The sequence below is a fragment of the Pseudomonas sp. CFBP 13711 genome (assembly GCF_014842265.1).
GTDB lineage: Bacteria > Pseudomonadota > Gammaproteobacteria > Pseudomonadales > Pseudomonadaceae > Aquipseudomonas.
Window position 1 is genome coordinate 87,360 of sequence record NZ_JACYVI010000006.1, and the last position, 12,971, is coordinate 100,330.

11 protein-coding genes are annotated in these 12,971 nt (G+C 59.1%); 3 read left to right on the forward strand and 8 right to left on the reverse strand.

All coding sequences use genetic code 11. The annotated features are described in order from the left end of the window. Window positions 1-77: 77 nt before the first annotated feature. Window positions 78-830 carry an SDR family oxidoreductase gene (locus tag IFT47_RS13150; protein WP_192173015.1) on the reverse strand — a complete coding sequence of 251 codons (753 nt, stop codon included), beginning with the start codon at window positions 828-830 and terminating at the stop codon, window positions 78-80. Window positions 831-1,068: 238 nt separating this feature from the next. Here IFT47_RS13150 and mgrA point away from each other — a divergent pair, with 238 nt between their 5' ends. Beyond that, a complete protein-coding gene (gene mgrA / locus IFT47_RS13155) occupies window positions 1,069-2,106 on the forward strand; it encodes an L-glyceraldehyde 3-phosphate reductase (RefSeq protein ID WP_192173014.1) in 1,038 nt (345 codons plus the stop codon). 107 nt (window positions 2,107-2,213) lie between these two features. On the opposite strand, the gene ntrC is transcribed toward mgrA, so the two are convergent. From ntrC to glnA, 6 genes are all read right to left on the reverse strand, one after another. Beyond that, window positions 2,214-3,650, reverse strand: a complete 1,437-nt coding sequence (ntrC, locus tag IFT47_RS13160) for a nitrogen regulation protein NR(I) (RefSeq protein ID WP_074890141.1) — start codon at window positions 3,648-3,650, stop codon at window positions 2,214-2,216. After that, window positions 3,647-4,732 (reverse strand): nitrogen regulation protein NR(II), encoded by a 1,086-nt coding sequence (gene glnL, locus IFT47_RS13165; protein WP_074890143.1) that lies wholly within the window; start codon window positions 4,730-4,732, stop codon window positions 3,647-3,649. Before glnL ends, ntrC begins: the two co-directional genes overlap by 4 nt. Window positions 4,733-5,034: 302 nt before the next feature. Continuing rightward, entirely contained in the window at window positions 5,035-5,679 is a 645-nt protein-coding gene (locus tag IFT47_RS13170) for a DUF4124 domain-containing protein (protein WP_192173013.1), read from the reverse strand. Next, on the reverse strand, window positions 5,663-6,205 hold the full coding sequence (locus IFT47_RS13175; protein ID WP_192173012.1) for a DUF4124 domain-containing protein: 543 nt from the start codon (window positions 6,203-6,205) through the stop codon (window positions 5,663-5,665). Before IFT47_RS13175 ends, IFT47_RS13170 begins: the two co-directional genes overlap by 17 nt. Before the next feature lie 126 nt (window positions 6,206-6,331). Further along, complete coding sequence (locus IFT47_RS13180) at window positions 6,332-6,898, reverse strand: chorismate mutase (RefSeq protein WP_192173011.1); 567 nt, start codon at window positions 6,896-6,898, stop codon at window positions 6,332-6,334. Window positions 6,899-7,100: 202 nt separating this feature from the next. Then, a complete protein-coding gene (gene glnA, locus IFT47_RS13185; protein ID WP_037018763.1) occupies window positions 7,101-8,507 on the reverse strand; it encodes a glutamate--ammonia ligase in 1,407 nt (468 codons plus the stop codon). Between the two features lie 332 nt (window positions 8,508-8,839). Here glnA and thiI point away from each other — a divergent pair, with 332 nt between their 5' ends. Together thiI and typA are read left to right on the forward strand one after the other, a co-directional pair. Beyond that, window positions 8,840-10,294, forward strand: coding sequence for a tRNA uracil 4-sulfurtransferase ThiI (gene thiI, locus IFT47_RS13190; RefSeq protein WP_122624387.1), 1,455 nt, complete (start codon window positions 8,840-8,842; stop codon window positions 10,292-10,294). A gap of 140 nt (window positions 10,295-10,434) precedes the next feature. Beyond that, a complete protein-coding gene (typA, locus tag IFT47_RS13195; RefSeq protein ID WP_122536774.1) occupies window positions 10,435-12,255 on the forward strand; it encodes a translational GTPase TypA in 1,821 nt (606 codons plus the stop codon). Between the two features lie 203 nt (window positions 12,256-12,458). On the opposite strand, the gene IFT47_RS13200 is transcribed toward typA, so the two are convergent. After that, window positions 12,459-12,914, reverse strand: a complete 456-nt coding sequence (locus IFT47_RS13200; RefSeq protein ID WP_074890161.1) for a YkgJ family cysteine cluster protein — start codon at window positions 12,912-12,914, stop codon at window positions 12,459-12,461. Between the last annotated feature and the right edge of the window lie 57 nt (window positions 12,915-12,971).

Consider the following 12,971-nt stretch of genomic DNA (forward strand, 5'->3'; position numbering starts at 1 on the left):
CGTCGTGTCAGTCACCCCACCGGGGACGGACACGACGCCCTTGCGGGCACGCTTGCTTTTACACCTTCGATTTCTACCTAAGCCAAGCCACCATTGGCCCGCAGCACCTGCCCATTCACCCAGCCTGAATCCGGGCCGGCCAGAAAGGACACGACGCTGGCGATATCTTCCGGCTGCCCCAGGCGCTGCAACGGCGGCATGTTGGCAAATTGCTGGATTTGCTCTTCGGTTTTGCCTTGCAGGAACAGCTCGGTCGCCACCGGCCCCGGCGCGACGGCATTCACCGTGATATTCCGCCCGCGCAGCTCCTTGGCAAATACATGGGTGAAGGCTTCGACGGCCGCCTTGGTCGCGTTATAGATGGCATAGCCCGGCAGGTTCAGCGCCAGCGCAGTGGTGGAGAAGTTGATGATGCGACCGCCGTCGTTCATCCGCGCGCTGGCCTCGCGCAACGTGTTGAAGGTGCCTCGGGTGTTGATGTTGAACGCCTGATCGAATTGCTCATCGCTGGTGTCTGCCAGCGGCAGTGCCTTCATGACGCCGGCGTTATTGACCAGCACATTGACCTTGCCCAGCTTCGCTTCCGTTTGCTCGAACAGTTCGTGGACCTCGTCAGCCTTGGCAACGTCGGCTTTGATCGCGATGGCCTGACCGCCCTCGTCGTTGAGCTGCGCAACCAGGGCGTCCGCTTCTGCCGCGCTGCTGGCGTAATTCACGACCACCGCGAAACCATCGTGGCTCAAGCGCCGGGCGATTTCCGCGCCGATACCACGGGAGGCGCCGGTGACGATGGCGACCGGACGGGGGATGTGTGGAGTGGACTGCGTCATGGTGAGGCTCCGATTCATTTGAAAGTGAGTGCAGCTTCACATGGCAGACCGCGCTGATAAACGCCGCAGAAACGCCTTCATTGTTCTGCTGCAGCGAACAATGCAATGGCCGTCGCTTTCCTTCAGCGCTGGAGCGTAGCGTTCGTCCACTCTCTTGAACCCCCTCGCCGCAGAGAAATCCGAGTAATCTCGCAGGTTCGTTTTGTGACTGACTTCCATACAAGAAAGAGAGGACTGGATGACTTACATCGCTGCCGAAAACCGTTATGAACGCATTCCCTATCGTCGCGTAGGCCGCAGTGGCCTGGTGCTGCCAGCGCTCTCCATGGGTCTGTGGCACAACTTTGGTGACAGCACGCCGATCGACACCCAGCGTGCGATGCTGCGCACGGCCTTCGATCTGGGTATCAACCACTTCGACCTCGCCAATAACTATGGCCCGCCGTACGGCAGTGCCGAAATCAACTTCGGTCGCCTGCTCAAGGAAGACTTCAAGCAATACCGCGACGAACTGATTATCTCCAGCAAAGCCGGCTGGGACATGTGGCCAGGGCCTTACGGTCAGGGCGGCGGATCGCGCAAATACGTGCTCGCCAGCCTCGACCAGAGCCTGCAGCGCATGGGCCTGGACTACGTCGATATTTTCTATTCCCACCGCTTCGACCCTGATACCCCGCTGGAAGAAACCGCGAGCGCACTGGCCACCGCTGTGCAGCAGGGCAAAGCACTGTATATCGGGATTTCGTCGTATTCGGGCGCCAAAACCCGCGAAATCGCAGGCCTGCTGAAAGAGTGGAAAGTGCCGCTGCTGATTCATCAGCCGGCCTATAACCTGCTCAATCGCTGGGTGGAAAAAGACCTGCTGGACACCACCGAAGAACTCGGCTCGGGCGTCATTGCATTCACCGCGCTGGCCCAGGGGCTGCTGTCGGACAAATACCTGAACGGCATTCCAAAAGACGCACGGGTCAACCGTCCCGGTGGCGGGTCGCTACAGGCGGGGCATTTGTCGGAGCAGAACATCGAGCACGTGCGCGCGCTGAACGAGATCGCCAAGCGTCGCGGTCAGAGCCTGGCGCAGATGGCACTGGCCTGGACACTGCGCGATCCTCGCGTCACGTCCGCACTGATCGGCGCAAGCCGTCCGGAGCAGATCATCGAGAACGTCGGCGCCCTCGACAATCTTGAGTTCAGTCAGGAAGAACTGGCCGAGATCGACCGGTTTGCGGTGGAAGGCGGGATTAATCTGTGGGAGAAGCCATCTTCGGCTGAGTAAACCCGCAGCCATCGTGGGCGCTCTTGCCCGCGATGGCGTCCTGCCTGCGGCGAATCCGTCTTTCAACTGACGCCATCGCAGGCAGGCGCTGCTGCCTATCGCAGGGCTTAGCCCTCGTCACCCTCGTCGTCATCCCCGCCATCGATCTTCATGCCCAACTCCTTGATCTTGCGGGTCAAGGTATTGCGGCCCCAGCCCAGCAGCACGGCGGCGTCGCGACGACGGCCGGCGGTGTGCTTGAGCGCGGTCTCGATCATGATGCGTTCGAACGTCGGCACGGCACTGTCCAGCAGGCTGGACTGACCCCGGGCCAGTGCCTGATCGGCCCATTGGCGCAGCGCTTGTTCCCAGTTGGTCACCGGGGCAGCGTCCTGGGGCAGACTCAGCAGTTCAGGTGGCAGATCGCTGACATGCACTTCGCGGCCCGACGCCATTACCGTGATCCAGCGACAGGTGTTTTCCAGCTGACGGACGTTGCCCGGCCACGGCAGGTGCTTGAGGTATTCCTCGGTTTCCGCCTTCAGCAGCTTGGGCTCAACAGCCAGTTCCTGCGCAGCGCGGCTGAGGAAGTGGCGTGCCAGCGTCGGGATGTCTTCGCGACGATCGGACATGCGCGGAATATGGATGCGGATCACGTTCAGGCGGTGGAACAAGTCCTCGCGGAACTTGCCGGCCTGGACCAGGGTTTCCAGATTCTGGTGGGTCGCCGCAATGATGCGCACGTCGACTTTGACCGGCACGTGGCCGCCCACCCGGTAGAACTCGCCGTCAGCCAATACGCGCAGCAGTCGGGTCTGGGTATCGGCTGGCATGTCGCCGATTTCATCGAGAAACAGGGTGCCGCCGTCGGCTTGCTCGAAACGCCCACGACGCAGGTTCGCCGCGCCGGTGAACGCGCCTTTTTCGTGGCCGAACAGCTCGGACTCCATCAAGTCTTTCGGAATCGCTGCCATGTTCAGCGCAATGAACGGCGAAGCCGAGCGTGGGCTGTGGCGGTGCAGGGCGTGGGCAACCAGCTCTTTACCGGTCCCGGACTCGCCGTTGATCAGCACGGTGATGTTGGAGTGGCTCAAACGGCCGATGGCGCGAAACACCTCCTGCATCGCCGGCGCTTCGCCGATTATTTCCGGGGTGCGGGTCAAGGTTGGCGGAACGGCCAGGCCCTGCTGCTCCTGAGCGTGCTGATTGGCGCGTTTGACCAGCGAAACGGCTTCGTCAACGTCGAACGGCTTGGGCAGGTACTCGAACGCACCGCCCTGATAGGACGCCACGGCGCTGTCGAGGTCCGAGTGAGCGGTCATGATGATGACCGGCAGGCGTGGATGCTGTTCGCGAATGCGCGCCAGCAAGTCCAGGCCGCTGGCGCCGGGCATGCGGATGTCGGAAATGATCACGTCCGGTTGCTGACGGGCCAGGCGGCTCATCACGCCATCGGCGCTGTCGAAACTCTGCGTGGTCATGCCCTCTTGCTGCAGGGCTTTCTCCAGTACCCAGCGGATGGAACGGTCGTCATCGACGATCCAGACAGTTTCACTACGGCTCATGTCGACGCTGCTCCTTGTTCCAGCGGCAGGAAGATCGAGAATGTTGTATGGCCAGGGTGGCTATCACACTCGATCAGCCCCTGGTGCTGACTGATGATGTTCTGGGTAATGGCAAGGCCCAGCCCGGTGCCATCCGGGCGGCCGCTGACCATGGGGTAAAAAATGGTTTCTTGCAGCTCCGGCGGAATGCCGGGGCCGTTGTCGATGATTTCGATCTTGCTGACCAGACGATGGCGCACATGGCCGATGGTGAACTGGCGCATGGCGCGGGTGCGCAGGCTGATGCGGCCCAGACGCAGCTCGTTCTGGCTGCTGATGGCCTGCATGGCGTTGCGCACGATATTGAGCACGGCCTGAATCATCTGCTCGCGGTCAATCAGCACATCGGGAATGCTCGGGTCGTAGTCGCGCACGATGGTGATGCATCCCTGGCTTTCGGCTTCGACCAGGCTGCACACGCGCTCGAGCACTTCATGCACGTTGGTCATCGCCAGCATCGGCAGCTTGTTCGAGCCCAGCATGCGATCGACCAGATTACGCAGGCGGTCGGCTTCTTCGATGATGACGTTGGTGTAGTCCTTGAGGCTCTCCTCCGGCAGCTCGCGTGCCAGCAACTGCGCGGCGCCGCGAATCCCGCCAAGGGGGTTCTTGATTTCATGGGCCAGGCCACGCACCAGCATTTTGGTGGTCTCCTGCTTGGACAGCTGAGCCTCTTCCTTGGTGATCCGCAGCAAGCGATCACGGGGGTGGACTTCCAGCAGCAGCATGGTCTCGGCCTGGGAAAGAATCGGCGTGACAGCGTAGTCGACCGTCAACGTCTGGCCGGTCAATGCGGTCAGCATCGCTTCACGTTTCGTGAACGGGTGCGCCTGCTCCACTGCCTGACGAAGCGAACTGAGCGCTTCGGCAGATTCGGTGAACAGCTCGCTGATGAATTGGCCGTGGCTGCGCTGACCACTGATGGCCAGCAGCATTTCAGCGGCAGGATTCATGTACTCGAGGCGCAGGTCCGAGTTGAGCAGAATCGTGGCAGTGGTCAGGTTGTCGAGTAACAACCGATGCAACGCATCGCTGATAGTCATGAATCCCGGTGACCTCTTTTGGCTCTATGCACTCGGGCTGGGCCGTGAGTGCAGGCTCTGATTGGTCTTTGCCAGCGTATGGAACCGCTAGAACGTGTGGTGTGCTCGCGCATTCATTACAAAATGCAAAAACCAAACCAAGGCTCCGAAAAGAAGCGCGGATTGAGGAATTACGAACGTTTTTTGGACGGCTGGCCCGGCGACAGTGCATGGATTCCTGAGCGCCGAACCAAAATGGGCTTTTTACGCGAAAGCTCGTTCAGGTTGTGCACCATAATAGAGCATAGCCGGTCGGGCAGGGTTTAGCGGAAGAACGAAAAGAAACTCGATTCTTCTTCCGGCTTGTCCTTGATAGGGCATTCGGGGCGCGCACCGTAATCATCGTTTTTACAGGGCTGTGCGAGCCGCTTCTGGGCCAGAGAGATGCGTATCAGGTGAAAGGGTTGATTGGGGGTTCGCTCCAGCACTCGCCCGTACTGATCAATGATCTCTACGGACAGCTGGTGAGTGCCACGGTCGATGTTCGTCAGCGGGAAAACCGGGCTGCGCGTCGGCTCGCCGTAGGGTTTGCTGTCGAGCAGTAACCGGTACAAGTGATCCGGCTGCAACTCGGGATCATTGCTGACGGTGACATTCAGATTGCCTTCAATGTCGCGGATCGTGCTGTCGGGTTCCGGCGCCAGAATGCGCAGCAACTGATAATGGAAGATGGGTCTCGCCGCTGGCTTCGGTGTGGATGCCCGACTGGGCGCCTTCGTGGGCTGATCGACCCGGTTGGTCGGCGCTATGTCGACCTTCTTAGCATTGCGGTGAGGCTGATCGGTGAAGACCCGATTGCCGTCTGCATCGACGTAGGTATACACCTCCGCCAAAACGGCCTGGCTCACGCTGGACAGCAGGCACAAAGCGACGGCCAACTGGTAGACGTATTTAAGGCCGGCCAACATGGACTCGCTGCACTGTCAGATTGACCGTCTCGCTTTGCTGGATCGAACGCTGATTTTCCAGCACCTGAACGGAAAAGCTGTGTTCGCCCCGATCAAGCTCCATGACCTGCAGCCGAGGAATATTCGTGGGCTGGCCATAGGGTGCGCCGTCCACCACCAACTGCAACAAATGCCCAGGCTGCAAACGGGGCTCTATGGCCACGCCAACAGTGAACGAGCCGTTATTGGCACGAAGCGCTTCGTCCTGGGGCAGGTCTTTCAGCGCGAGCACCTGATAGGCGGCGGCGCTTTGCTGGTCCCGGGTTTGGTTCTGGTTCTGGTTCTGCGTCGCGGGCAGTGGCGGCGGCGGTGCAGGGACGACGGTCTCGACACTGTTGAGTGGCGGCAGCTCGACGGTTTCGGCTTTGGTCCCGTTCGGCGGCTGGTTGCTGTACGCCGTATTGCCGGAGGCATCGGTGTATTTGTAAATCTGCGCGGCAGCGGGCAGCGCAAATACCAGCAACAGAAGGGCAAGACATTGACGCATGAACACTCCAGTGTAGCGATCAGGACAACCAACAATGGTGCCGCGCTAAATCCATGACGCGGCACGGGTCAGCATAGAGGAATACTGATCGACGGTGTCATTCGAGAAGCGGACCTGCGCACCCGCTCACGCGCTTGGTGTGGTCCGGCAGAGGTCGCCTCCCGCCCGTTGCAGCGCGGTCTCAATGACGGGATCACTTGCCTGTCGCTGGATTTCCGACTGCACCCAGCCAGCGCATTTGGCATCGCTGCGGTAAGGCTGAAACGCCGAGTAACTTTGCATCAACACCGGCAGCAGCGTATCCAGCCGACCCCGGATGCCATCGGTCAGGTTGACGTCTGGCTTCTCCGGGGAGTGGCCGGTTTCGCGCCACTGCTCGATACGCGCGTATTGCACCATCTTGTTGGCTTCCATCTGGGCGGTCATGAAATCGCGTACGTCGTCGGCGCCCAGCTTGAATTCACTCGCCCGTGACTCGGCGTTCTGAATCACCTGGCGCTCGCGCTCACTGTCCTGAACCGGCTTGCCGCTGTGCCATTTGCTGCGCGCCACGTCATTGGCGATTTCCAAGCGTTGCTCCATGGCTGCGATGAGCGGTTGAAGCTGTGCGGGAGGCTGCTGAGTGTTCGCTGCATAAAGGCCTGGCGCAAACACGGCCAGCGCGAAGAGGGTGATCTGAATCAGCTTGGGCATAAGGGTGTGTTCTCGCATGAGTACTCTGGCTCGCGATCGTCGAGGCACGTGTTCGGAAAAGTCGGAGTGCTGACTATATTGCCTCAACGGGTGATCTCAACTGCGTTACATATGTATGTACGTAACGCGGCGAAAGACGAGCACAAAAAAGGCCTCCCGAAGGAGGCCTCTTGTTCACGCGGCTCTCGCCGGCGCGACTGGATCAGCAGCTGTAGTACAGCTCGTATTCCAGTGGGTGTACGAACGTGCGCACTTTGATTTCTTCTTCGGATTTCAACGCGATGTAAGCGTCGATGAAGTCGTCGCTGAATACGCCGCCTTTGGTCAGGAACGCACGACCTTTGTCCAGCTCTTCCAGGGCTTCCTTCAGGCTGCCGCAAACTTGCGGGATCTCTTTCGCCTCTTCAGGCGGCAGGTCGTACAGGTTTTTGTCAGCCGCATCGCCAGGGTGGATCTTGTTCTGGATGCCGTCCAGGCCAGCCATCAACAGGGCAGCGAAGGCCAGGTACGGGTTGGCTGCCGGGTCCGGGAAACGTGCTTCGATACGACGGCCCTTAGGGCTGTTGACGTAAGGAATACGGATCGACGCCGAACGGTTACGAGCCGAGTAGGCCAGCATGACCGGCGCTTCGAAGCCTGGAACCAGACGCTTGTACGAGTTGGTTGCCGGGTTGGTGAAGCCGTTCAAGGCCTTGCCGTGTTTGATGATGCCGCCGATGAAGTACAGAGCGGTGTCGGACAGGCCGGCATAACCTTCGCCTGCGAAGGTGTTCTTGCCATCTTTGGAGATGGACATGTGAACGTGCATACCCGAACCGTTATCGCCGTAGAGAGGCTTGGGCATGAAGGTAGCGGTGCGGCCGTAAGCGTCGGCAACGTTGTGCACGACGTATTTCAGGGTCTGAACTTCGTCAGCCTTTTTAACCAGCGTGTTGAATTTCACGCCGATTTCGTTCTGGCCTGCGGTTGCCACTTCGTGGTGGTGAACTTCGACGACCTGGCCCATTTCTTCCAGGGCGTTGCACATTGCGGTGCGGATTTCGTGGTCGTGGTCGAACGGTGGAACCGGGAAGTAGCCGCCTTTGATGCCTGGACGGTGACCTTTGTTACCGCCTTCGATGTCGGCGTCGGACATCCACGAACCTTGTTCGGAGTAGATTTTGAACATGGAGCCGGAGATGTCGGACTTGAATTTCACTTCGTCGAAGATGAAGAATTCTGGCTCAGGGCCGGCGAATACAGTGTCACCGATACCGGTCGACTTCAGGTATTCCTCGGCGCGGTGAGCAATGGCGCGTGGGTCGCGATCATAACCTTGCATGGTCGAAGGTTCGATGATGTCGCAAACCAGGATCAGGGTAGGCTCTTCGGTGAACGGATCCAGCACGGCGGTTTCGTCGTCCGGCAGCAGGATCATGTCGGAGGCTTCAATACCTTTCCAGCCCGAGATGGAGGAACCGTCGAACATTTTGCCGACTTCGAAGAAGTCGTCTTCCAGCGCATCGCGGGCCGGCATGGTCACGTGGTGCTGAGTGCCTTTGGTGTCCGTGAAGCGCAGATCAATCCACTTAACGTCATGATCTTTGATGAGTTGAACCGACTTCGACATGTTGTCCTCCGGGGTGGATTAGGGCCTGAGTAGTGGTTGGCCCTTCAATTTGGGTGATGCCGGGCGCGATACTCGACCAAGGCAACCTGCCTCACAAGGGAGCAATTTGCATGCCAGTGCCCTGTGTTGGGTTTTCCGCGGGAATAGCTGACTTTAAGCGCGTTAAACGTCGCATATTCGAAAACCGGCGCACCCTTATGGTGCCAAGTAATTGTATACAGGGCCGTTTTGGTGCGCGGACGATTGGCCGTACGATAACTGGTTAAACCTTGAGCAATTTCCGCTATAATCCGCGCCCCCCTTTTTCGACCGGGACCTAGCGCGCTGTTTTCATGAAATTAATCGTCAAAGTCTTCCCAGAAATCACTATCAAAAGCCGGCCTGTGCGCAAGCGCTTCATCAAACAGCTGGCCAAGAACATCCGTACGGTGCTCCGCGATCTGGACCCGGCGTTGGTGGTGGATGGTGTGTGGGACAACCTTGAGGTCGAAACCAGGGTCGAGGATGCCAAAGTCCTGCGCGAGATGACCGAGCGGCTCAGCTGCATGCCCGGCATCACGCACTTTCTGCAGGTTGACCAGTATCCGCTGGGCGACATGGAAGACATCTACGAGAAGTGCAAGCTGCACTTCGGCGACGCGCTCCCCGGCAAGATTTTCGGGGTGCGCTGCAAGCGTGCGGGCCATCATGACTTCAGCTCCATGGACGTCGAGAAGTACGTCGGCAGCAAACTGCGTCGTGAATGCAACGCCGCCGGCATTTCGCTGAAAGCCCCGGAAGTCGAGGTCAGAATCGAGATTCGGGACCAGCGCCTGTTCGTGATCCACAGCCAGCACAACGGCATCGGCGGTTATCCGCTGGGTTCGCTTGAACAGACCCTGATCCTGATGTCCGGTGGCTTTGACTCAACCGTGGCCGCGTACCAGATCATGCGTCGCGGCCTGATGAGCCATTTCTGCTTCTTCAATCTGGGCGGACGTGCTCACGAGCTGGGCGTGATGGAAGTCGCGCACTTCATCTGGAAGAAGTACGGCAGCTCTCAGCGGGTGCTGTTCGTGAGCGTACCGTTCGAGGAAGTTCTGGGAGAAATTCTCGGAAAAGTCGATAACAGTCATATGGGCGTAGTATTGAAGCGTATGATGTTGCGCGCTGCGACCAACATTGCCGACCGGCTGGAAATCGACGCGCTGGTGACCGGCGAGGCGATTTCCCAGGTGTCCAGCCAGACGCTGCCCAACCTTTCGGTCATTGATTGCGTGACGGAGAAGCTGGTCCTGCGACCGCTGATCGCCAGTCACAAGCAGGACATCATCGACCTGGCCGATCAGATCGGCACCGGCGATTTTGCCCGGCACATGCCCGAATACTGCGGTGTGATTTCGGTGAATCCGAAGACCGCCGCCAAGCGCAATCGGGTCGAGCACGAAGAAAAATCGTTCGACATGGCCGTGCTCGAACGTGCGCTGGAAAACGCTCGTCTGGTACCGATCGATCGCGTGATCGAGGAATTGGGCCAGGACGTTCAGATTGAAGAAGTCAGTCAGGCGCTGGCGGGGCAAGTGGTCATCGACATCCGTCACCCGGATGAAGCAGAAGACCGCCCGCTGGCGCTGACTGGCGTCGAAGTACAAACGCTGCCGTTCTTTGCATTGAACAGCCGTTTCAAGGAACTGGATGACACGCGCCAGTACCTGCTCTATTGCGACAAAGGCGTCATGAGTCGCCTGCATGCTCATCATCTGCTCAGTGAGGGGCATGCCAATGTGCGCGTTTATCGACCGAGCTAAGTGCCCGGGGCTGTTTGCCTGTGGCTTGCGTCACCGGCCCCCCGACACCAGTCGTCAGCCGTAACGGCTTTCGCCGGCTCCACCGTTCATAGCTGCCTACAATCAGACAGCTGACCGAATCCTCTGATCGAGATACACAAGTGATCGAAAATCTACGCAACATCGCCATCATTGCTCACGTTGACCACGGTAAAACTACCCTCGTCGACAAGCTTCTGCGCCAGTCCGGCACCCTTGAGCGCAACGAGCTCAACGACGAACGCGTGATGGACTCCAACGACCAGGAAAAAGAGCGCGGTATTACCATTCTCGCGAAGAACACCGCGATCAACTGGAATGGCTACCACATCAACATCGTTGACACCCCGGGCCACGCCGACTTCGGTGGTGAAGTAGAGCGCGTGATGTCGATGGTTGACTCCGTTCTGCTGCTGGTCGACGCTCAAGACGGCCCTATGCCGCAAACCCGTTTCGTGACCAAGAAGGCTTTCGAAGCCGGCCTGCGTCCGATCGTGTGCATCAACAAGGTTGACCGTCCAGGCGCGCGTCCGGACTGGGTTCTGGACCAGATCTTCGACCTGTTCGACAACCTCGGTGCTACCGAAGAACAGCTGGACTTCAAAGTCGTTTACGCCTCGGCCCTGAACGGCATTGCCGGTCTGGATCACACCGACATGGCTGAAGACATGACCCCGCTGTACCAGTCGATCGTCGACAACGTACCTGCGCCGAAAGTCGACCGTGATGGTCCGTTCCAGATGCAAATCTCGGCACTGGACTACAACAGCTTTCTGGGCGTCATCGGTGTTGGCCGTATCGCTCGTGGCCGCGTCAAGCCGAACACCCCGGTTGTCGCGATCGGTGCTGACGGCAAGCGCCGCAACGGCCGTATCCTGAAACTGATGGGTCACCACGGTCTGCACCGCATCGACGTAGAAGAAGCTGCCGCTGGCGACATCGTCTGCATCAGCGGTATGGACTCGCTGTTCATCTCCGACACTCTGTGCCACCCGGACGCAGTTGAAGCGATGAAGCCGCTGACCGTTGACGAACCGACCGTTTCGATGACCTTCCAGGTCAACGACTCGCCGTTCTGCGGTAAAGAAGGCAAGTTCGTGACCTCCCGTAACATCAAGGAGCGTCTGGACAAAGAGCTGCTGTACAACGTTGCTCTGCGCGTTGAAGAAGGCGACTCGGCTGACAAGTTCAAGGTCTCGGGCCGTGGTGAGCTGCACTTGTCGGTACTGATCGAAACCATGCGTCGCGAAGGCTTCGAAATGGGTGTCGGTCGTCCTGAAGTGATCATCCGTCAGGTAGACGGCGTGAAGCAGGAACCGTTTGAAAACGTGACCATCGATACCCCGGAAGAATCCCAGGGCAAGGTCATGGAAGAGATGGGTCTGCGTAAGGGCGACCTGACCAACATGGTGCCGGATGGCAAAGGCCGTGTGCGTCTGGAATACAACATCCCTGCTCGTGGCCTGATTGGTTTCCGTAACCAGTTCCTGACCCTGACCAACGGTGCTGGCATCCTGACCTCGATCTTCGACCGCTACGACACCATGAAGTCCGGCGACATGTCCGGTCGTCAGAACGGCGTTCTGGTATCGGTTGAAACCGGTAAGGCACTGACCTACTCCCTGGAAACCCTGCAGGCGCGCGGCAAGCTGTTCGTCGAGCACGGTCAGGAGATCTACAACGGTCAGATCGTTGGCTTGAACAGCCGCGACAACGACATGGGCGTCAACCCAACCAAAGGCAAGAAGCTCGATAACATGCGTGCTTCGGGCAAGGACGAGACCATCGCTCTGGTTCCACCTGTTCGCTTCACCCTGGAACAGGCTCTGGAATTCATCCAGGACGACGAGCTGTGCGAAGTTACCCCTAAGTCGATCCGTCTTCGCAAGAAGATCCTCGACGAAGGCGAGCGTACCCGTGCTGCCAAGAAAGCCAAGGCGTAACTAGCCCCGGCTGAACGAAAACGCCCCCGGTCGAAAGGCCGGGGGCGTTTTTGTTTGTCTGGGGTTTGGTTTGGCCGGTGTCGATGTGAGGTCGATGTTGCTCAATCCGGCCCCTTCCCGGCTAAAGCCGGTCCCACTAAAGCCCGCGCGCCTTTGGTAGGACCGGCTTTAGCCGGGAACGCGTGCGCGAACTCTGTAGGGGCTTAGAACTTCAACGGCACACGGCCGGAGTTCGAGTTCAGCGTGCCGGTGCTTTCACGCACGACTTCTTTCGGCTTGTACGCGCAATAACCCGGGCGAGGGCCGATCTTCGGGTGATTGCGGCAGGTGTCGGGGCGCTTGTCGTAGATCGTGCACAGCCGGCTCTTGCGATCCAGGTACAGGCAATCGTTGTTGCTCATGCGCTGGAGGGTGAAGATCCCGGACTTCTGGTTGAAGCGCTCGACGATCCCGTCCTTCTGCAACCGCTTGGCGATGTTCTTCGGGTTATCCCCTTGTTCGAACTCGTCAACGATGCCGATGCGGATCAGGTCCTTGATCTTCACTTCCACAGGCAGCGTGCAGCAGCTGGAAACGCAGCCCCCGCACATATAGCTGGAGTATTTCTGCCAGGTCTCGATGCGGTCGAGTTCTGCAGCGGCGATCAAGGTGGGTTTCATGCGCGTGTGCTTCCGGGTGTATCGGGCGCGCGATCATACCGGTCCGCGCGCAATTCC

What these genes read in the sequence shown, in the direction of transcription:
- IFT47_RS13150 (WP_192173015.1), bottom strand. Translation starts at nt 830, where the DNA reads ATGACGCAGTCCACTCCACACATCCCCCGTCCGGTCGCCATCGTCACC.
- mgrA (WP_192173014.1), top strand. Translation starts at nt 1,069, where the DNA reads ATGACTTACATCGCTGCCGAAAACCGTTATGAACGCATTCCCTATCGT.
- ntrC (WP_074890141.1), bottom strand. Translation starts at nt 3,650, where the DNA reads ATGAGCCGTAGTGAAACTGTCTGGATCGTCGATGACGACCGTTCCATC.
- glnL (WP_074890143.1), bottom strand. Translation starts at nt 4,732, where the DNA reads ATGACTATCAGCGATGCGTTGCATCGGTTGTTACTCGACAACCTGACC.
- IFT47_RS13170 (WP_192173013.1), bottom strand. Translation starts at nt 5,679, where the DNA reads ATGTTGGCCGGCCTTAAATACGTCTACCAGTTGGCCGTCGCTTTGTGC.
- IFT47_RS13175 (WP_192173012.1), bottom strand. Translation starts at nt 6,205, where the DNA reads ATGCGTCAATGTCTTGCCCTTCTGTTGCTGGTATTTGCGCTGCCCGCT.
- IFT47_RS13180 (WP_192173011.1), bottom strand. Translation starts at nt 6,898, where the DNA reads ATGCCCAAGCTGATTCAGATCACCCTCTTCGCGCTGGCCGTGTTTGCG.
- glnA (WP_037018763.1), bottom strand. Translation starts at nt 8,507, where the DNA reads ATGTCGAAGTCGGTTCAACTCATCAAAGATCATGACGTTAAGTGGATT.
- thiI (WP_122624387.1), top strand. Translation starts at nt 8,840, where the DNA reads ATGAAATTAATCGTCAAAGTCTTCCCAGAAATCACTATCAAAAGCCGG.
- IFT47_RS13200 (WP_074890161.1), bottom strand. Translation starts at nt 12,914, where the DNA reads ATGAAACCCACCTTGATCGCCGCTGCAGAACTCGACCGCATCGAGACC.